The sequence below is a fragment of the Novipirellula methanifontis genome, assembly GCF_052161655.1.
In the GTDB taxonomy this organism is placed as follows: Bacteria; Planctomycetota; Planctomycetia; order Pirellulales; family Pirellulaceae; genus Novipirellula.
This window is the reverse complement of sequence record NZ_CP197418.1, coordinates 3,329,220-3,348,984: the sequence shown is the minus strand read 5'-3', so window position 1 is coordinate 3,348,984 and position 19,765 is coordinate 3,329,220. Positions and strand designations below refer to the sequence as shown.

Genomic DNA, 19,765 nt, shown 5'->3' with positions numbered 1-19,765 from the left:
TCTTTGCAGTCGCGATGCCGGAACTCCGCTCCGCTGCGGTCCGGCCTACGGTTAGGTGAGTTTCGCTACTGTAGATCTTGATATTGGCGGCGGAGGTCGGGGGCGGTCGGGGGCCGCGTCAGCAGGATGTAGCGTGCTCGCTGCTGAGCTTGTTCACTATCACCGAGCCGCTTGATCGCTTGAATAGACTCGATCTTTGCTTTGTGCCAATCGTCGCTGCCGACCGGCAATCCGGCTGCCAATCGGTCCCACCACTGAATCGATTCACGCTGCGCGTCGGCATTGTCGCTGCTGCCAAATAAAGTCGCTGCGGTGCGGATGATTGCACCAGGCGAAGCGGAGTCCTTTACCAGGGCTTCGACCGTCGCCTTGGCACCCTCGACTTGTCCGAGCCAGATCTGTCGCTCGGCATGATCGAGTGTGTTGCCCGATTGTTCCGGCCAACTTTCGATCTGGCTTGCGATCGTTGCCCGCAACGACGCATTTTGCCGTCCGTCCTGCATCAAACGTGCGACGGTGTCGAACGACACGTCCGCAGGAGGGGCGGGAAGCTCGGTCGCTTGCTTGCCTCGGACACGAAATTGCAACAACGTCTCGCTGTAGGAATCCGACGCGGCGGCCTCCGGAAGATCACTCAGGGCGTCGCGATCAAAAAAGTAGGCTGCAAATTCGCGGTAACGCAATGCGACGCTTGCTTCGCCAAGCCGAGAGGCAGACGCTTGTTTCATTCGCGTGGTCAACTCGCTCTGATCGGCGGGATCACTTTCGCGGAACGCTTGCCGCCAAAGTTCCAACGCGGTTTCATAGTGGTCGAGTCCAAGTTCCGCGGCGACCTCGGCCGCTTCGACGATTCGCTTGTCGGCGGATAGCAGTTTGATCAGCCAGTTGCCCGCTTGCGGTGCATGTTCGCTCTCAGGCCACATGGTGATCGTGGTTCGCAGCATCGCCTCGATTTCGCTGGCCGCCGGCTTGTTTTGAGTTTTCAGTAACACCGCTTGTAGGTATGCTGCGGCGGCCCCGTTGCCGGTTGGTTTTAACTTTGCAACACCCGCTAAAATGTCCGCGGCATCGCCGGGCTGTTCCGCTGCAACAAATGCTGCGGCGGCTTCGAGCGACCGCTGGATCGCGTGATCTGGGTTCGATTCGGTCATCGCCGCGCTCGCCAACAATTGTGCCGCCCGCAGCGGATTGCCGTCACGCAAATACTGTCGTCCCTGGGCGGCGATGATCGAGGGATCCATTCGGTTTCCCGTGCCATCCGCAGATACGTCGCCCGATTGGGACCGCAACGTACGAATGGCGATCGTTTCGGCGCGTCGACGTCCATATGCCCCATGCCGAGTGCCAATCGAATCGATCCAATCGCCCACGTTGTTCTTGCTCGCGTCATTCTGCGTCAGCAGCGATTCCAGGCGAACCAAGTCCATCTCAATCGACAACGGCGCCTGGTTAGGTTGATTGCCGTAAAACGCATCGAGTTTTTTGATCGCGTCGGCTTGGTGATCCGAATGCAGGTCGATCTGGATATCAAGTGCACGAACCCGTGCGTCGGAGTCCAGCGGCACCTCGCGAGTCAGTTCCGTAAACGCGCTGCGTGCTCGTTGTGAATCTTCGCTTCGCAACAGCGCGACGACACGCAATCGCTCGACTTCGTTACGTGCTTGGCATTCGCTCGGCAGTCGCGTTAGAGCTTGATCGGCCGACCGCAGTGCCGCGGTGGCGGCGGCGAGTCGGTCGTCACTGCCACTGGGGAACAGCTCGGTTTCCATCAGCTTGATTTGCACGATCTGCACTTGTGTTTCTTGCTCTAACCGCGTCAAGTCACCGAGCACAGCCATGACACTTGGCGACATGCTGGTTTGTGAATTTAAACGCGTCTTCTCTTCGGCAACTGCCTTGGAAAGTGATTCGGACTTCGCTGCGGCATCGGTCAGACGGCGGAGTGCACGATCGCCGCGGTCGGTGTCGCCGGGATTGATCATGATCGCCAACAGATCATGTTCAGCAGCAGCCAATTCGACTGCGATCTGCTGCGACTCTAGGAACAGCCTTCGAGGGTGCTCGGGATAGGCGGCGATCAACTCGGTGATCGGTTGTTGGGCTGCCTGAATGTCTTCGATTGAAAAGTCGTCGATCGTCCGCCGTCGAGCCGTTTCGAGCTCGGACAGCCAGATCGTATTGCGTGCGTAGGAATCACTGTTCGGCGTCGAAGATTGAAGGCCCCGGCGAATCAATCTTTCAGCAGTATCAAATTCGCCGCGGCGCATCAGCTCGCTGATCAGATCGGCATCGCGATCGTTGGTCACGCGAGCGACAGGTGTTTGATCGGCGATCACGCACAGTTGCGGCAATGCGAGGGCGAGCATCCACAAACAATGCAGCACGAATGGACGCATGATCATGACTCGTCGTTCGCGGTAAAGAGAACTCGATCCGCGCCGGCTGCGCGAGCAGTGTCGTAAACCTTGATCGCATCGGCCATCGCAATCGTGGGTTCGGGATCGACAATCACAGGCGGCTGAACGCCCAGCTTCAGAATCTCGCGAAGACGATTTTCCAGTTCGTCAGTGCTCGCGACGGGTTGTCCGTTCAACTCGATCAGATTGACTGGCGACGAAGCAATGAGCCGGATAATGATCTCGTCAAAAATCTCGACCGGCGGCGTGTCGGTGGATTCGTTGTTCGTGCCGACGCTGGGCGGCTGGGCAATCGCACTGGGAAGATCGAACTCGGGCAACTCAAAACTGCTGGTCCAGACAAAGAACACTAACAATAGAAACACGACATCGATCATCGGAGTCATTTCGACTTTCAACGATCCTTGCAATCGTGATGACGGAATTTTCATCAGCGAATCGCCTCACGCACCGAGAACGTGACGTCATAGATGCCCGCGAGTGCCGTTTCACGCAAAATCGGTTCGATGTACTGGTAATGAACCGAACCGTCGGTTCGCAATCGCACCGCGGCACTTGGACCGCTGCGAACCGCATGGTCGGCCAAAATGTGCTTCAGTTCGTCAATTGCGACCACGTTTCCGCCCACTCGCCATTGAGATTGGTCGTCGACGGTCACGGTCAACGCGGTTCGATCGGGATTCTCAGGCAAGTAGGTGTTGGCGATCGGCAATTCGACGGGCAGATGAATCTCTTGGCGAGCCAGGTGGCTGGACACCAAAAAAAAGATGATCAGCAAAAAGACAACGTCGATCATGGGCGTCATGTTGGCGCCGACCGGAGAAGTGTTGTTGGGATTAGGGACTCGCATAAGCGTCAATGTAGCGGACGAGACTCGAGAAAATAATACGCCCTACCGCGCGGTGGCTCGATTGCGATACGCTATGTCGATGAATAACACGCTGACATTTTTGAAAAACTTCATCCGGAACCCGACTCAGGTGGGGGCGATCGCCCCGAGCAGTCCTGGATTGGTCAAAACGATGGTCGAGTGGTTCGATTGGGAGTCCGCTCGCAACGTGGTCGAATTCGGACCGGGAACCGGCGTTTTTACCGAGGGGATTGTCCAGCGACTCCATCCCGACGCCAAGTTTTTCGCGATCGAACGATCCGCCGAACTGGTCGCCGCGACTCGCAAACGATGTCCCTCGGTCACCGTTTACGAAGACAGCGTGACGAACGTGGTCGATCTGTGTCGCCGCGAATCGATGCCTCATGTTGATGCGGTAATATGCGGTTTGCCTTGGGCATCGTTCTCCGAACCACTGCAAGGCGAGATTATGGATTCGATGCTGGAGGTGTTGCGACCGGGTGGCCAATTCGCAACGTTCGCTTACTGGCAGGGATTAGCTTTGCCGGCAGGGCAACGTTTTTCGTCTCGGTTAAAGAAAACGTTCCCGCAAGTGGGGCGAAGTTCGACGGTATGGCGAAATTTGCCGCCCGCGTTCGTGTATCGATGCACGCGAGCGTGATTGCAAATGTCGTTGATCGCTCCGCGATCGAAACGTTTTGATCGCGGAGCGATCTGCTGTACTGTCTAGCGTTTTGATCGCGGAGCGATCAACGACTTTGTTAACCGAAGATTTGGTGGTAGCTCCACAAGCAAATTCGCCAGGCGATGTAGATCAGCAGCGCGGTATAGATCGATACCACCACGGCCCAGAACCAACGTTCCGCGTTGGAGAATGCCTTGTTCATCCACAGCAACGGAATGCCCAACGCCCCCATTACCAGAAACAGCACCGCCAGCACGGCACCACGACTTTGAATCATTCGGTCGGTCGATGATCTCTGCGAACGATTGCCGTGCGAAGTCACCTCGGTCGGCGCGAGTTTCGCCTCGATCAGCGGCTCATCGGGCTCGGCATCGAAATTCATTGAGGCGGCTTTAGCGGGCTAGAGGAGGCAGCATCGGGTGCCGGTGCATTGCTGCCGGCGAGTCGTTGTTGGGCTTGCAGAACGAGCGGTCCGACGTTGCTATTGTTGCCGTACAGTTCGATGATCGAATACCAAATTTGACGCGCCGCAACCACGTTGCCTCGCAGGTGCTCTCGCTCGGCTTGATCAAGCTTTTCTTGGATGATCGTGGCTGCTTCGTCTTTGATAAAGGATCGGTTTTCAATTTGAGCCATTTGGCGACGGGCGAGATTGACGTAGGGTCGGTACTTGGGATCGTCACCTAACAACGTTTCCATACTGCGGTATTTATCGAGCGCCGTGGACGTGTCACCGAAACGTTCGAATTGTTCCGCTTCGGCGTACAAACGTTCGCCCTCGTTTTTCAGTGCGAGGTTCCGTTTCATTTTGACCGACAGCGCGTGCTCGGCCTGCATCATCTCGATTCGGTCGACTTGTTCTTCCGCCCACGTCGTGTGTTCACCGTTGGGGAATTTGTTAATCATCGGTTGCAGATAATTGTTCTTCGCTTGATTCATCGACGACTGCGTTTCTTGCGACAGCAGATCTTCGGCTCGTTTTCGCATTTGGTTTTCGTCCAGCGGCCATGCTACCCAACCGAGCATCAATAACATTGCGACTAAAACGCCGATCAAAAACCAAGGCTTGTCGTGCCAGATCGTTGCGTCGGGGAGTTTTTCTTTCTTTTCGTCTAACAATTCACGACCGAGAAGTGAACGAGCCTCGTCGCGTTCTTTTTGATCCGTCACACTCAGCGGGCTAAATCCTGCAGATGCATGCTCAGCGACGCCCGTGCGGGACATCGATCGACGCCTTACTTCCGCCAAAGCAAGCTGGACGGCGGGGGCACCAAACGGCCGTTTGCTGGGGTCTTTTTCCAACAACTGGGTGATCAATTTGTCGAACCAAACCGGGCAATCTAAAACCAAGGACGCCGCCGACACAGGCGTTTGTTCTCGCACGTTTCGCGTGACCTCTTCGACCGTATCGCCTTGGACCGGGGGTCGACCCGTGATCGCAAAATAGAGCGTCGCGCCAAACGAATAGAGATCCGATTTGTGAGTGATCGAGGTCGGGTTGTCGATCAATTCAGGGGGACGAAAGGCGATTTCGTGATGCGTAGGGGGGCGTGAAGTCTTGAAATTGGAACCGAATCGATCGATGCGAACGTCGACCAACAAGGGGCTCAGCCCGGCGTAAACAATTTTGTCGGGCGCGAGTATCCCATAGATAATGTTCTGCTCGTGCAAATAGCAGAGGGCAGCGATGATCGGCTCGGCGAACTCGAGCACCGATTCCCACGGCAAACGGGTGCGTCGCTCGATCTGAGCGGCCAGCGTTTCGCCTTCGACAAGCTCGTAAGCCAAGTAGGCCTCTTTGTCTTCGAATCCGCCGCCATAGCAACGAGCGATCGCGGGATGTTGCAACGTTTTCAGTGTTTCCCACTCGGCGGCAAACTGAGTACGTGCTTCCGGGGTCGCCCCAAACGGGGACGAGAAAACCTTGACCGCAACCGCTTTGTGTAGCTGCACATGAATCGCGCGCCAAACCGAACTCTGCGACGGGTGGTCACCGAGTTTCACTTCGATCGCTAACGGGCCAAGTCGGCTGCGCGGCATAGGAGACTAACGCTTGGGAATGAGTTTTGAAGGAAACGAGGAGCAAAATTTGAATTGATTATAGTTTGCCTCGGTGCGGGGCGGTTACGACGCGTCGATTTGGTCTTTGAGGTGCGCGAAGAAGATCGCTTTATCCGCTTCGTACTGCTGCAAATCCCCCTCACCGTGTCGCCAACGCTGTACCTTGGCCTCTTCGAAATCGAGTGCCGACTCCGCATTTTGACGCAGATAATCGCGAATGGAAACCGCCCGAGCCCAAGCGGCGCTCGACGTCTGCATTAAATAGACACAATGGGTCGGGTCGGGCTGATCAGGCGTAACATAACGAGGTTTACACAGCGTGATGGCTGGTCCCGCCCAATCAGGGGTTTCGGCGCGGCGGTAATTCAGTCCTTCGATTAGTAGCGCTGCCGGTTCCATCATCGTGACGTCGTCAACTCCGGCCAAGACATCAATCGTTGGGCGTGCGATCAGACCTGAGATTGCGGTGCTACCCACATGGACGACGTCGACCACCCGGCCTTCACACGACAGCAGCACGCTGCTGCGAGTTTGCTCAAATTCCTGACGCCACCGCGGATCGAAGTGCATCAAACGTACTGGATGGGGGGCCATGACGAAAATGCCTTGATCAATTCGTGTCGGTGGATTTGTCGCTCCAGGATTGAATGTAGCCGAAGTCCGATCGTTCGGGATGCCGTCCATAAAAAAACCGGGCCAACGAATTGCTCGTTGGCCCGGTTCAAATTTTGAAATCAAATGGAATTGATTATCGGCTGATCAACATTGCGACCTTGGAAGCTTCGATCTGTTTTTCGATCGAATCGACGTAGGCGGTGTCCGCCGCACACATTCGCGAGAATGGCACGGTGCACTTTTTGCCGTTCGCTTTCAACAAACGAATGTTGGTGGAATTGATTTCGACCAAACGTCCGTCGGTACGGAAGTTTCCAGTGTTGTCAATCCAAGTACGCGAGCGAGTGTCGGCAAGCGAAGTGACTCGAACCGTGCTCTTTTCCGATACGACAAGCTGAGTCGAATCTTTCGCAGCTACTTCGGCCGGAGCCGGCAGATCGGCAACCATTTCAGGCGAGGAAGCTTCGATTTGTTCGACGCTGCCGAACAGATCATCGATTGATGCTCCCGCATCGTCAGATTTAGGAGCGGCTTCTTCGCCTTCGCTCGGCTCGCCAAACAAATCGTCGATCGAATCCGAGGCTGGAGCAGCATCGTCACCTGATGGCGTGTCAAACAGACCGTCAAGTCCGTCTGCTGGAGCATCGGCAGGGGCGTCCGCAGGTGCTTCCGGTGTATCACCGAACAGATTGTCGATGCTTGCGTCACTTCCGGCCGCATCCGCTGGAGCTGCGTCGATGGCAGGAGCGTCACCGCCGAACAGATCATCAAGTCCCGCGTCGCTGGCAGCGGCATCGGTTGCAGGTGCTTCCACCGCAGCAGCATCGTCCGCAGGCATGTCGAGTGCCGGAGCATCACCGCCGAACAAATCATCAAGTCCCGCATCCGCTGCAGGGGGTTCGGTTGCTGGTGCATCCGCTGCTGGGGCATCGCCACCAAACAGATCGTCAACGGAATCGGTTGCTGGCATGTCAGCAGGAGTTTCAACGGCAGCTTCGGTAGCACCGCCAAAAATGTCGTCATCCATGGGTGGTTTGGCAGCCGTTTCTTCGCCAGCGGCTGGAGCATCGCCACCAAACAAATCGTCGAGTGCCGGTTCGTCCGCAGGCATAGGGTCGGTGTCTGCCGGTGGAGGATCGCCAAACAGATCGTCTGCAGGTGCGGGCTCGGTAGCCGCAGGGGCTGCTGGATCGCCAAACAAGTCGTCTGCGGGGGCCGAATCGTCGGTCGCAGGGGCTGCTGGGTCACCGAACAAGTCGTCAGCGGGTGCCGACTTCGCCGGAGCTGGCTTAGGAGTCGATGGCTCGGGAGTCGCAGGTGCGGGACTACTGAACAGATCGTCCTCAGGTGCTGGTTTTTCCGCTGGAGGTTCAGGAGTGGCTGGTTTCGCAGGCGGTTCTGGGGTAGCTGGTTTCGCTGGCGGTTCGGGAGTCGTATCCGCTGGCATCTCAGGAGCAGCCTGTTCGCTGTGATCGGCAGGGTCCTCATTCACCGGGGCCTTGTTGAACGGCGAATCCGATGGCGAAGTGGTTTCCACTTCGCTCGACGATCCGAGATCGCTTGGAGGCCAAGACGATGGACTGGTTTCCATTGGCATGCTGCTGTGGTCCATCGGCGGAGCGAATTCGATTCCGCTGTCGTATTGCATCGGAGCCGATTCGATCACGATGCCATTGTCCACGCCGCTGTAGTCACAAACGCCACCGTGGTCCACGATGTCGTAAGACACTTCACCGCAGCAATCGACCGGTGCAGGCGCACAGGGCACGGGGGGACAATAGACGGGAGGACAAGCAACCGGCGGACAGTAAACCGGAGGGCAATGGATCGGTGGGCAGTAAATTGGGGGGCAATGAACCGGAGCGCAATGAACAGGTTCACAGCACAAGGGAGCCGGTTCACTGCAAGCATGCCGAAGAAGCCATCCGGCCGATGCGGGGCTAATCCCGAGCAAGCAAGTTAGCGTGGCAACGAGGCTCCATCGGTATAGATGTCGGGCCGATCGTTTCATAATTCGTTTTGTCTCCTCCACACCGTAGTGCGGGTCGCGTGCGAGTTTCTAAGGTGGGATAGGGATTCAATGGCCTGGCTCGATTATCGAACCGGTTTTTTGACAGGAGGATTTAGCCATCATCCAGACCCACATGCTAGTTGTCAGAAAAACAGCAAGCAAGCAGCGAATTTGGGTTAATTTAAGAGCTTTGGGCAATGAGGTTGGGTTTTAATGGTCGAGCGACAATAATATCGGGCCGTTTACCCACCCCCACCCTGATCGTGAAATTCGCCTCCCCTGAATCGACGTAATTCGTCACACTACAGGTACGGCCCCTGTGATTGGCGGGTAAATCTGTCGTGTGATTGTTTGCTAAACGCGAAGAAAACCGCTGTTTTCAGGCATCATCTCTCACTTTGGTTGGGCGGCGGTCGAGCCGAGCGAGCGGCTGCTGAGAGCAGGATGCTGGGCGGACGCCTGGTGATTGCTCGTCAAATCACCTTTGTTTTTTCTCTTTTACGATTGTCTTGGATTTTCATGTTTCGCTTCATCAAGAGCGTTTTTGCATCGATGAGCCTAGAGCGGAAATGTCTGCTCTTTTTTGGCTCGGCGTTGCTCGTTCTGATGTGCGCGGCCTTTTTTGTGGTCCAATTGCTCGCCAAAAGTCTGGTCACCAACACGACCCGGCAACGGGCTCGCGACTACGCGGCTGCTGAATTGATGATGATCCATAGCGATGCACAATGGTCCGCGGCGTTGCCCGCCGATGTTGTCCAACGCGAGAAAGAGTTGTTGGGGGAGCTACGATCTGAGTTGCTGAACGCCAAAATTGATTTCCAAATTTTGGCCCTCGAGGATTCGGCAACCTACGACAACTTGCCCCGCGTCCAATTGCCCTCGCCTTCGAACACGCAAGGAGAGATGGAGCTTGGTCGCCTGAAAAGTCTGCAGCCACAATACCGTGAGTGGCTTAGTCGCCAGATTGCCGAAGATCGGCCCGATGTCGAGCGACCGCTGGATCTGGGTGAAAACGAAGCGATGAGCCGCATCGGTTTACTTGGCACCACGGTGTTTGCCGAAGATGGTCCGGTGGACGATCGTTACATCTATTACTCGCCCGTTTTCTTCAAGCCCACCTGCGTGTTGTCGTGCCACAATCCAACGGGGGGAGCGATTTCGACGTCGCCCAACGAAGACCCCTCCAAGCTCGCGTCACAGTATCCGTTTCGTGTGTTCCGCGTCAGCATGCCGTACCAGGAAACACACGAACAAACGACTTGGATTCGCGCAATCGTGATTGCCTTGGCGATGTTGATTATCGCCGTGACGTTGTTCGTCTTGCACGCGATCGTTCGCTACTTGGTGCTGCAGCCGCTGTATCACCTGCGTGATGTCAGCGATGCGATTACCCACGGCGACACTAATCAACGAGCGACAATTGATACCGAAGACGAGTTTCGCGAATTGGCCGACGCGTTTAACCGGATGCTTCGTCACTTGACCGAGACTCAAGACAAGATCCAAGAAGTCAATCGCGAATTGGATGCTCGGGTGGATCAGTTCGCTCAGCTAAACCTGCAACTGTACGAAGCAAACCGACTGAAGAGCGACTTTTTAGCCAACATGAGTCACGAGTTGCGAACGCCGTTGAACAGCATTATCGGTTTTTCCGAAGTGCTGCAGGGAATCGATTCGCTCAACGACAAACAGCGTCGCTATGCAGGAAACATCCGTAAAAGCGGGCGTTTGTTGCTGGAAATGATCAACGACATCTTGGATTTAGCCAAGGTCGAAGCGGGCAAGATGGAAGTGCGTCGCGCGGAATTTGACTTGTCGCGATTGGTATCGGCGCAGTGCGATATGATTCACTCGTTGTCCGAAGAAAAGAACATCTCGCTAACGGTCGAGATTCCCGACGATCTTCCCAAAGCGTACCAAGATCAAAACAAACTCGGCCAAATCCTGAACAACCTGCTTAGCAATGCGATCAAGTTTACGCCCGAAGGGGGCATGATCACCGTCCATATCGACGATGTCAAAAACGGTCGCTTCCGGTTGTCCGTCAGTGACACCGGAGTCGGGATTGCCGACGAAGATCAACCGATCATTTTCCAAAAATTTCGTCAGAGCCAAAAGGTGCTCAACGACGAAGGCTTGACTCGCGAGTTTGCGGGCACGGGCTTGGGGTTATCGATCGTCAAAGAGTTGGCAAAATTGCTCGGTGGAGAGGTCGATTTTGAAAGCGAACTTGGACGTGGCAGTCGTTTTTGGGTGACGTTGCCATGGCGGTTGCCGGATATCTCCTCCATCTCGATCTCGCAACCCAATGCGATGCCTGCAGCCTTGCAAGAAGCGACGAGCAGTTTGGCAGCGTCGCGCCCCTCAACGTGATCCTGTGAACCATCGACTCCTTCGCAGTTCGACTGGCCTATTTTTTCGTTTTTTCCGTATTGGATCAGCCGATAACGCTACGCCCAATGCCATCTACTTTGGCACTAAACGGGTGGTGCCTGTAGCGGTGCGGCGCAAGCGGGCTGTCGGTTTAGTAAGCCGTGACGCGTGAGCGGCCGGGTCCCGGGCATTACCCGGTGCCTTACGGCCCACGGCTCACGCGATGGGACAGCCGAAATTAACGACTGCGAGATTGCTTTAACACTGCTGTCATCCGTTGTTGCAGCGATGAGCGTAGCGGTTCAGGTGCCATACGAATCGCGTTCAAGTAATTGGCTCGCGCCATCTTCACCTTGCCTTGCGACGCAGCACGCTCGGCCCGCTCAATCGATTCTTCGAGCTGCTCAACTCGTTGTTGATAGTTGGATTGTTGGACTGCCATTAACTGTTGCTGAATCAATTGCTGGCTGATTTGCGATGGATTGTTGAGAACCGGGTAAGAGCCCACGACCGGTGTCACGCCGGTGACAAACGGCGTCACCGTTTGCGATACGATCGACCCGGGCACTCCATTCATCGTGGTCACCGAGGGGGTGGTGCTGGACAGCGTTTGGCTACTTCCTTGAGCAAAATTGAATCGCAAATTGCCTGAAACCCCGTTGCCGAAATTTTGCCGTAATCCACCTGAAATCCCTGAATTAACCGCTTCGGGAGCAAACGGCGCCGGATTGTTCCCCGGATTGATGTTCGCAAAGAAATTCGGCCCCTGCAGCGAGAAGCCGAACTGGTTATTTTCGAATGAGTTGTTTCCGATCTGCTGAAACGGGGCCGCGGTGTTGATCATCTGGGCCTGCGCGTCCGGACGGTCCAGCGACAATATCATCGCGACGATCACCGCAGCGAGTCTCACGACGCGCAGCGGAACGCAACTTCTAGGATTTGATTTCGAATTTGGTGTGCAATCTGGCACCGTGCTTCCCCCCAGCGTATTTTGGATTGTGCGACGACGACTGGATCGATGTTCGTTCGGCTCTCCATTTGTTAATGTATCGGGTTCGCTGCTCGAATCGATCTAAGATTCACTGTTTTCGCACTGCCAGCACACTTTTGCATTAGACAGTTGGGCTGGATGTGAGTGCGTGGGTCGCACGGACCGAAGTTGATATTTCAAGGGAATGAGGGAAGGTAAGGATGAAAAAAGTCGATCTGTTCACCGATGGTGCCTGCAGTGGGAATCCGGGCCCCGGCGGTTGGGCCTTCATTTTGCGTTGCAGCAAAACGGACAAAGAACTCGAGCGCAGCGATGGTGAACCCGAATCGACCAACAATCGCATGGAGTTGATGGCGGTCATCCGCGGACTTGAATCGCTGAAGGAACCATGCGAAGTCACGTTGCATGCCGACAGCACTTATGTTGGCCAGGGGATGACAAGTTGGATGAAAGGTTGGAAGAGCCGCGGCTGGAAACGCAAAGACGGCTCGAAATTGGTGCCGATCAAAAACGAAGAGCTGTGGCGTGAACTCGATCAATTGATTCAAAAGCACAAGATCATCTTCAACCATGTCAAAGGGCACGCCGGTCATCTCGAAAACGAGCGTTGTGACAAGTTGGCGGTCCAAGCGTACCAAAAGTACTTGCCGCGATCTGCACGCTAAAATTGTTTTCGCAGGGCCTCAAAACTGGGGTTTCTTGATCGCTCGGTTGGGAAACGACAAAGCCGATTCGAAAACGGCTAAAACACCGTAAAAACAGCCTGTTTTTGGATACAAAGCAGGCATCGCGGAACATCGAGAAAAACGCTAGAATACGTCGCATACCGATTAACTTTTTTCGGCTACTTCCCGCGTGTTCTCGATACAGGCTTTTCATGAGCGACGACTCCCAATCGGAACCCACATCCGACGACGCAACTCCTGCTGCTGACGCTAACGCAACCCCTGAAACAGCCGCAGTGAATGATGCTGCAGCGGTTACTGGCGATGCTCCCCAACAGCAAATTGCCTCCATCCAGGTCTCCACTGCCCCCAAAGCAAACTCGGAATATACCGACAAAGATTTGCAGCACCTCTCTGACCTCGAGCACGTTCGCGAGCGTCCCGGGATGTACATTGGTGACACCTCCAACCGAGGACTGCATCACCTTGTCTACGAAGTCGTCGACAACTCGATTGACGAAGCGATGGCGGGATTTGCCAATTCCGTGTCGGTCACCGTTCACACCGACGGTAGTGTGACGGTGGAAGATGATGGACGCGGAGTTCCCGTCACGCGCCATGATCAACTCTCCGAAGAACTCGACCGCGAAGTCAGTACGCTCGAGGGCGTAATGACGGTCTTGAAGTTTGGTGGCAAGTTCGAAAAAGGGGCCTATCAAACATCGGGTGGTCTGCACGGCGTCGGTGTTACAGTGGTCAACTTTTTGAGCCAATGGGCCGAAGTCGAAGTCAGCCGCGATGGATTTACGTGGACTCAAGAATACGAACGTGGCGTTCCCACCGGTCCGGTCGTCAAAGGCCGCGTGACAAAACGTTCCGGCACCAAGACCACCTTCAAAGCCGATAATCAAATTTTTAGCGTGACGAAGTACAGCTTCGATATGCTCTTCAAGCGGCTTCAGGAATTAGCGTTCCTGAACAGCGGTGTTCACATCAAATTTCATGATGAACGCAATGGCGAAGGCGGCGATTTCCAGTATGAGCGCGGGATTGTTGAATTTGTCGAGCATCTCAATCGTGCCAGCGACGTTTTGCACAGCGACGTGATTCAGTTGCAGGGCGAAAAGGACGGAACTCAGTTCGATATCGCGATGCAGTACAGCGCCGAGTACACCGAGAACGTTCAGTCGTACGTCAATAACATTCATACGATCGAAGGAGGCACGCATGTCTCTGGTTTCCGCTCGGCGTTGACGCGAACGCTGAACAACTACGGCAAAAAAGAAAACCTCTTCAAAGGTTCGGCGGTTCCCGGTGGCGACGATTTCCGCGAAGGCATCACGGCAGTGATCAGCGTTCGCGTGCCGCATCCACAATTCGAAGGCCAAACCAAAACGAAGCTGGGCAACAGCGACGTCGAAAGTATCCTCAACGCAGGCGTTGGAGAGCAACTAGCCAAATACTTCGAAGAAAACCCTCGCGTTGCCAAAACGATCGTGCGGAAAGGACTGCTTGCGGCCGAGGCACGTGAAGCGGCTCGCAAGGCAAAGGACTTGCTACGGAAACGTAAAGACGCACTCGGCGGTGGCGGGCTTCCCGGAAAACTTCGCGATTGCATCAGCAAAAAGATGGAAGAGTGCGAAGTGTACTTGGTGGAAGGTGACTCGGCAGGCGGGTCGGCCGAAGGCGGTCGGATGCGGCACTACCAAGCCATCCTGCCGCTGCGAGGTAAGATCATCAACGCTTACAAGAGCCGCGAAGACAAAGTGCTTGCCAATGAAGAAGTCCAGTCGATGATTCAAGCGATCGGAACCGGGATTGGTGCCGATCAAGACTTGACGAAGCGACGCTACAACAAAGTCATCATCATGACGGATGCTGACGTTGACGGTAGTCACATTCGCACACTGTTGCTGTGTTTCTTCTATCGTCAAATGTATCAATTGGTTGCTGCAGGGCACGTCTATGTCGCCCAGCCACCATTGTTCCGCGTCCAGCACGGCAAGACCCGTTACTACATTCAAAGCGAAGAAGAGATGAAATCTCAGTTGCTTGACCGTGGTTTGAACGACACCGTCTTCGAGGCCGAGGATGGACGTCGCGCCGAAGGCGACACGATGCGTCAATTGTGTATCACGTTAGCATCAATGGAAGATGCAATCTTGGCACTCGAGCGACGTGGTTTCAGTCTGCGAATTCACGCGGTACGCCAAGACCCAGTGACTGGCCGATTGCCGGCTCTACTGTTAACGCACGAAAACGAAGAACACTGGTTCCACAATCAAGAAGAAGTGGAAACGATGCTCAACGAGCGTGGTTGGCGACTTGATAACGAGGAAGTCGAAGAGGACGTGCTCGAGCTGACCTCGGACGACGCGGAACAGAAAGCGGCTGCTGAGCCAGCGGAACCCGAAGTGCTTGCTCACATGGCCGAGCTGCACGAAGTGCGAACGATCAACAGCGGCCTGAAGGACCTCCTGCCGCTGCAGTTCACGCTGGAAGACTTGATCCCGATCGAGCGAACCGGATCCACCGCGGCGCGGTTCGAGTTGGTTCGCGGTGAAGACATCCGCCGTCCGTTGGGAGATCTTCGCGAGCTGCTTCCCGAAGTGCGAGCAGCGGGTGAAAAAGGTCTGCAAGTGACTCGCTTTAAAGGACTGGGTGAAATGAACGCGGAGGAGCTCCGCGAAACAACCCTTGATCCTGCCAACCGAACGCTTGTGAAAGTGAACATGACCGACGTCGGGGCTGCGGACGAAATGTTCCGCCTGCTGATGGGCGAAAAAGTCGAGCCTCGACGCGAGTTCATCGAGAAGCATGCTCTGGACGTGCGTAATCTAGACGTCTAATAGCCTTCAGCGAGTTTGCAACCATTGGTAGCTTCCAGTTGCCCGCTTCCGCTCGGACAAGCCGAGCGGAAGCGAAAAGACGCGACCGTTGCGTTTTGAAGTTGCGCTATTGTCATTTTTCCCGGCAAATCATAACCCGAAGCGTCAGCGAGGGACCGCATCAATATCGAGATTCCCTCGCTTACGCTTCGGGTTGTGAAAAACGCGTCACTTCAGAACTGACGCGTCGGATTATGATGGCGATTGCTCGTAATCAAGCGAACATCTACATCGCCGATTCCATCTTGGCCTTTTCAATCGAATCGTCCATGTCTTTGAACAATTGTTCGGAGCTCTCGTCAAAGATGCGGCCGATCAACAGATCGGTCACCCGGCCACGGTGCTCGGGATACTCTTTCATGAACCGGCCGATGCTAAACTCTTTGGTGTAAAACGCGGTAACCAATTTGCGAAGCCAATGGACGCCTTCGAGAAAGGACTCGGTCCAACCGCCAAGTTGAGCGGCGCTGAGGTCGTTCTTCTTGAAGCCCTCGACCACGGCATCGCCAGCTCGCACTCCCATTTCGAGTGCAAAGTAGACGCCGGACGAGTACACCGGATCGATGAACCCAAGAGCGTCACCGACTAATACCCAGCCATCGCCGGCTTGCTGTTTTGTCATGTACGAAAACTCTTTGGCGACCCGGATATCGCCGAGCCGCGTTGCGTTCTCCAAGCGGGGTTTCAGTCCGGGGCATCGCTCGAGCTCTTCGAAAAAGACCTCTTCTGGCTTGGCGCGGCCTTTGAGCATGTAGTCGGTGTCGCCAACGCAACCAATACTGGTGATTCCTCGTGACAATGGAATGAACCAGAACCACGATTCCTTGGACTCGGTGTTCAGGATGATTGTGGCCCCGCTGTTATCACCTTCGTCTCGTACCGCGTCACGATAGTACGACCAGATCGCGACTTTCCGCAGCTCAGGGTTAACCTCTTTTAATTTCAACTTGTTCGCGATAAACGATTGCTGTCCCGTCCCATCAATAACGACGGCGCAATCGATGTCGTGATCCGTTCCATTGCGATCACGCACCGTCACACCGACAATCTTATGCATGTCGTCAAAACGGATATCGATCAAACGGGTTCGGTCATAGCAGTCGGCTCCCAGTTCTTCGGCACGATCGAACAGCATCTTGTCGAACTCGCTTCGCTCGACTTGCCATGTGTCGCTGCATTCTCGCATATCGTGTTGGCGGAAAAAGAAAGGTGCCGATTCGTTGCCATGATGGCTTACAAATTGCACACTCTTTTTGACCTGAAAACCCGCGTTCTTGACGCGATCGTTCAATCCGAGACGTTGAAGCGGCCAATACGTTTCGGGCATCAGCGATTCACCCACGTGGAATCGAGGAAACGCTTCACGCTCGATCAACAACGTAGAATGCCCAGCCTGGGCCACAATCGCGGCTGCGGAGCAACCCCCAGGTCCACCGCCGATAACGACGCAATCGTAACTTGACTTCATCATTTTCCTTTTATTCGTTTTGCCAAACAATATTGTGATTGCACGGTCGACCTTGAAAATGCTGCCTAGGTCGATCCATCCGCCAACTTGCCCGCCCGGTAACATGCTCGGTACAGTTTTCCTGGCCGTCGTATTCTAACCATGATGGCAAGGTTCTTTGGTAACCCGTAACCAGTGTGGCTGCAAAATTCGCATTTCGGTGGGTATAACAACAGTGAGTTAATTCACCTGCCGCGTGTGGCAAGTGATCTCCGTTTACCAGCAGGAGCCGATCCATGGCTGAAATCGATTATCGTCGACGTCGTTATCTACGACGCTTGGCAATCGGTCTCGGCATGCTGTTGCTGTTGGCTGTTCCGGCGATTTTGCATTCACACGCGTCGATCGAAAGTATTTTGAATCGACCACCCGATTGGGTGCCTGATTCGCTGCCGGAAAAGGCAGAGTTCAACGAGTTTACGCATCGTTTTTCGGCAGCCGACGTGATCTTGATGGGCTGGGATGGATCGGATCTCGGTTCGCAGTCGTTGCAGGATGCCGTGACCCTACTCGATCCGTTGTGCCAGCAGCCCAACGATCTTTTGGACGAGGCACGTGAACCGTTGCCGGACTGGGCACTTGAGAAGATCGCCGAGGTGCAGCAAATCTGTGGCGCCACGCATCCCCTGAAATGGTGTCGCAGCGGATCCAACATGCTGGACAAGATGATGGCATCGCCCGCCAGCTTGCCACGCCGCGTTGCTGTCGCCCGATTGCACGGATCGATGGTGGGAAACGATGGCGAACAGACTTGCATGATCGTATCGATGGATGAATCGGCTCTGGTCGCCCGGCGCCATGTGTTGCCGGTCATCCGTGAAATGGTGGCTCAGCGAGTGGGCACCCAAGTCGAATCGATCGCCATGGTAGGAGGTCCGTTTGACGGAGCGACGGTGGACGAAGCGAGTGTGCGATCGGTCCGCTATTTTGCACCCCCGTCAGCCGTGTTCGCCGCCATTTTGTGTTTCATTGCACTGCGATCGATTCCGTTGACCGCGGTGATTACGTTGGTGGCCGTGATTGGCGAAGGGATGGTGCTGGCCGCCGTCTATTATATCGGGACGCCGCTGAACGCTGTGCTGATTGTGTTACCACCGCTAGTGTTCGTGTTAACCGTTTCGGCTGGAATCCATCTTAGCAATTATTATCTTGACGCATCGCACGAGCATCCCGAACTGAATCGAACGGGGGCGGCACGTCGTGCGATGCGGGCAGGAGTCGCTCCATGTTTGCTGGCCACGGGAACGACGGTCGTGGGACTTGGGTCGCTCGTGTTAGTACGGATCGAACCGATTCGCGTCTTTGGTGCGATTGCATCGATGGGAGTCTTGGGCACACTGTTGATGTTGTTGTTGGTTTTGCCTGGCGCGATGGTACTAACCGACCCAAGAATGCCAGCCCCCGACGAAGCGCACAAAGACACTTGGCTGAACCGTATTCGAGGACGTGTACGAAGAAGAATTCGCAAACGATTGGCGCGACCATGGCCGGTCATCATCAGCTTTGTGTTGATCACGATTGGACTTGGTTTTGGACTGCGAAACCTAGAAACGTCGGTCAATGTGCCGCGAATGTTTTTGCCTAGCAGTGATATCCGTCTGCAATATGAATGGTTCGAAGAAAATATCGGACCCACGGTGACGGGAGAATTGCTGGTCTCGTTTCCGCCAATCAGCGAAGACGACGATCCGCTAGAACGATTGGATTTGGTCAAGCGAGTTCATAAGACCGCCTTGCAAATGGAGTCGGTCGATGGTGTCTTGTCGCCGTTGTCATTTATTCCACCGGTACAGAGCGGAGCAAGTTTATCAGCCACGGCGAGTCGCAGCGTGGTGCGTTCCCTGATTGCTGATCCCGAGTCATCGATCGGAAAGTTGGGCTTTATTTCGCGAGACGAAAAAGCAGAGGTCTGGCGTGTCAGCATCCGGCTGCCTCAGAACGAGAACGTTGATCACAGGATCATGATCGACCAAATTCTTAGTGCGGTCGAGACGGAGGTTGCCGACAGTGAATTGGATGTTCACGTCACGTTGACGGGACATGTCGCGATCGTGCAGAAAGCACAAGAAGTGCTGCTGAGTGACCTGTTCCGCAGCTTCTTGGCTGCGTTTGGCGTCGTTGCGATCGTCATGATGTTCCTGTTGCGAAGCGTGCTAGGCGGTTTGATCGCGATGCTTCCGAATCTGTTTCCCACGATTGCATTGTTCGGGTGCATGGGGTTGGTCCGCACGCCGCTGGATATTGGGTCGGTGATGACCGCCAGCGTGGCGTTGGGGATCGCGGTGGACGACACAATTCACTTAGTCAGCCGGTATGGTTCACGGCGTGCACGTGGACTCGGGCAAATTCGAGCGGTCTATGGCGCGTTGTCGCAGTGCGGTTGGGCGATGCTGCAAACGACACTCGTTTGCGGTTTGTCGCTGATGGCATATTGGTTCAGCGATTTTGTCCCGACCAGCCAATTTGCGGTCTTGATGATGGGACTGTTGATGGCGGCACTGATCGGCGATCTACTGCTTCTGCCATCGTTGATGTCCAGTGTCCTGGGACGTTGGTTGGCACGCTCGGTCAGTGCGGATCCCAAAGCGGAGATCGGCTCCGATTCGCCACGTCGCAAATTGCCGTTTGATGTGCGACGGTTGCCGCGGCGACGCCGGACAAGACAAACGCGTTGAAACGGAGTCACTGATCGTGCCGCGTTT

The 19,765-nt window shown here is 55.1% G+C and carries 14 protein-coding genes; 5 read left to right on the top strand and 9 right to left on the bottom strand.

The features are described 5' to 3' along the window. Positions 1 to 65 precede the first annotated feature (65 nt). From SH528x_RS11940 to SH528x_RS11930, 3 genes are read right to left on the bottom strand one after another with little or no spacing between them, the layout of a single operon-like run. Entirely contained in the window at positions 66 to 2,396 is a 2,331-nt protein-coding gene (locus SH528x_RS11940) for a hypothetical protein (RefSeq protein ID WP_442510745.1), read from the bottom strand. A gap of 2 nt (positions 2,397 to 2,398) precedes the next feature. Continuing rightward, the gene (locus SH528x_RS11935; RefSeq protein WP_442510744.1) at positions 2,399 to 2,848 is read right to left on the bottom strand and encodes a biopolymer transporter ExbD; all 450 of its coding nucleotides are present in this window, start codon (positions 2,846 to 2,848) and stop codon (positions 2,399 to 2,401) included. Continuing rightward, entirely contained in the window at positions 2,848 to 3,213 is a 366-nt protein-coding gene (locus SH528x_RS11930) for an ExbD/TolR family protein (protein ID WP_442510743.1), read from the bottom strand. Before SH528x_RS11930 ends, SH528x_RS11935 begins: the two co-directional genes overlap by 1 nt. Here SH528x_RS11930 and SH528x_RS11925 point away from each other — a divergent pair. Next, positions 3,185 to 3,928, top strand: coding sequence for a class I SAM-dependent methyltransferase (locus tag SH528x_RS11925; protein WP_442510742.1), 744 nt, complete (start codon positions 3,185 to 3,187; stop codon positions 3,926 to 3,928). The two genes, SH528x_RS11930 and SH528x_RS11925, sit on opposite strands and share 29 nt — an antisense overlap. Before the next feature lie 100 nt (positions 3,929 to 4,028). Here the strand turns inward: SH528x_RS11925 and SH528x_RS11920 are convergent, their stop codons facing one another. From SH528x_RS11920 to SH528x_RS11905, 4 genes are all read right to left on the bottom strand, one after another. Next, a complete protein-coding gene (locus tag SH528x_RS11920; protein ID WP_442510741.1) occupies positions 4,029 to 4,334 on the bottom strand; it encodes a hypothetical protein in 306 nt (101 codons plus the stop codon). Next, entirely contained in the window at positions 4,331 to 5,992 is a 1,662-nt protein-coding gene (locus SH528x_RS11915) for a serine/threonine protein kinase (protein WP_442510740.1), read from the bottom strand. The genes SH528x_RS11920 and SH528x_RS11915 overlap by 4 nt, the downstream gene beginning before the upstream one ends. Before the next feature lie 84 nt (positions 5,993 to 6,076). Then, positions 6,077 to 6,607 carry a GrpB family protein gene (locus SH528x_RS11910; protein WP_442510739.1) on the bottom strand — a complete coding sequence of 177 codons (531 nt, stop codon included), beginning with the start codon at positions 6,605 to 6,607 and terminating at the stop codon, positions 6,077 to 6,079. Between the two features lie 154 nt (positions 6,608 to 6,761). After that, positions 6,762 to 8,396 carry an SHD1 domain-containing protein gene (locus SH528x_RS11905; RefSeq protein WP_442510738.1) on the bottom strand — a complete coding sequence of 545 codons (1,635 nt, stop codon included), beginning with the start codon at positions 8,394 to 8,396 and terminating at the stop codon, positions 6,762 to 6,764. Positions 8,397 to 9,158: 762 nt separating this feature from the next. Here SH528x_RS11905 and SH528x_RS11900 point away from each other — a divergent pair. After that, positions 9,159 to 11,012, top strand: coding sequence for a sensor histidine kinase (locus SH528x_RS11900; RefSeq protein WP_442510737.1), 1,854 nt, complete (start codon positions 9,159 to 9,161; stop codon positions 11,010 to 11,012). 238 nt (positions 11,013 to 11,250) lie between these two features. Here SH528x_RS11900 and SH528x_RS11895 read toward each other — a convergent pair whose 3' ends face one another. After that, the gene (locus tag SH528x_RS11895) at positions 11,251 to 11,922 is read right to left on the bottom strand and encodes a hypothetical protein (protein WP_442510736.1); all 672 of its coding nucleotides are present in this window, start codon (positions 11,920 to 11,922) and stop codon (positions 11,251 to 11,253) included. 281 nt (positions 11,923 to 12,203) lie between these two features. On the opposite strand from SH528x_RS11895, the gene rnhA reads away from it, so the two are divergent. Both rnhA and SH528x_RS11885 read left to right on the top strand, forming a co-directional pair. After that, a complete protein-coding gene (gene rnhA, locus SH528x_RS11890; RefSeq protein WP_442510735.1) occupies positions 12,204 to 12,668 on the top strand; it encodes a ribonuclease HI in 465 nt (154 codons plus the stop codon). A 212-nt stretch (positions 12,669 to 12,880) separates the two neighbouring features. Then, on the top strand, positions 12,881 to 15,517 hold the full coding sequence (locus SH528x_RS11885) for a DNA gyrase subunit B (RefSeq protein ID WP_442510734.1): 2,637 nt from the start codon (positions 12,881 to 12,883) through the stop codon (positions 15,515 to 15,517). A gap of 265 nt (positions 15,518 to 15,782) precedes the next feature. On the opposite strand, the gene SH528x_RS11880 is transcribed toward SH528x_RS11885, so the two are convergent. Next, positions 15,783 to 17,024 carry an NAD(P)/FAD-dependent oxidoreductase gene (locus tag SH528x_RS11880; RefSeq protein WP_442512113.1) on the bottom strand — a complete coding sequence of 414 codons (1,242 nt, stop codon included), beginning with the start codon at positions 17,022 to 17,024 and terminating at the stop codon, positions 15,783 to 15,785. Between the two features lie 275 nt (positions 17,025 to 17,299). Between SH528x_RS11880 and SH528x_RS11875 the strand changes: the two genes are divergently transcribed. Continuing rightward, positions 17,300 to 19,738: an efflux RND transporter permease subunit gene (locus tag SH528x_RS11875; protein WP_442510733.1), complete on the top strand. Its 2,439-nt coding sequence runs from the start codon at positions 17,300 to 17,302 to the stop codon at positions 19,736 to 19,738. Positions 19,739 to 19,765 lie beyond the last annotated feature (27 nt).

Coding starts and splice junctions, on each gene's coding strand:
- SH528x_RS11900 (WP_442510737.1), top strand. CDS start 9,159: ATGTTTCGCTTCATCAAGAGCGTTTTTGCATCGATGAGCCTAGAGCGG.
- SH528x_RS11940 (WP_442510745.1), bottom strand. CDS start 2,396: ATGCGTCCATTCGTGCTGCATTGTTTGTGGATGCTCGCCCTCGCATTG.
- SH528x_RS11930 (WP_442510743.1), bottom strand. CDS start 3,213: ATGATCGACGTTGTCTTTTTGCTGATCATCTTTTTTTTGGTGTCCAGC.
- SH528x_RS11915 (WP_442510740.1), bottom strand. CDS start 5,992: ATGCCGCGCAGCCGACTTGGCCCGTTAGCGATCGAAGTGAAACTCGGT.
- rnhA (WP_442510735.1), top strand. CDS start 12,204: ATGAAAAAAGTCGATCTGTTCACCGATGGTGCCTGCAGTGGGAATCCG.
- SH528x_RS11875 (WP_442510733.1), top strand. CDS start 17,300: ATGGCTGAAATCGATTATCGTCGACGTCGTTATCTACGACGCTTGGCA.
- SH528x_RS11920 (WP_442510741.1), bottom strand. CDS start 4,334: ATGAATTTCGATGCCGAGCCCGATGAGCCGCTGATCGAGGCGAAACTC.
- SH528x_RS11910 (WP_442510739.1), bottom strand. CDS start 6,607: ATGGCCCCCCATCCAGTACGTTTGATGCACTTCGATCCGCGGTGGCGT.
- SH528x_RS11880 (WP_442512113.1), bottom strand. CDS start 17,024: ATGAAGTCAAGTTACGATTGCGTCGTTATCGGCGGTGGACCTGGGGGT.
- SH528x_RS11885 (WP_442510734.1), top strand. CDS start 12,881: ATGAGCGACGACTCCCAATCGGAACCCACATCCGACGACGCAACTCCT.
- SH528x_RS11935 (WP_442510744.1), bottom strand. CDS start 2,848: ATGAAAATTCCGTCATCACGATTGCAAGGATCGTTGAAAGTCGAAATG.
- SH528x_RS11925 (WP_442510742.1), top strand. CDS start 3,185: ATGATCAGCAAAAAGACAACGTCGATCATGGGCGTCATGTTGGCGCCG.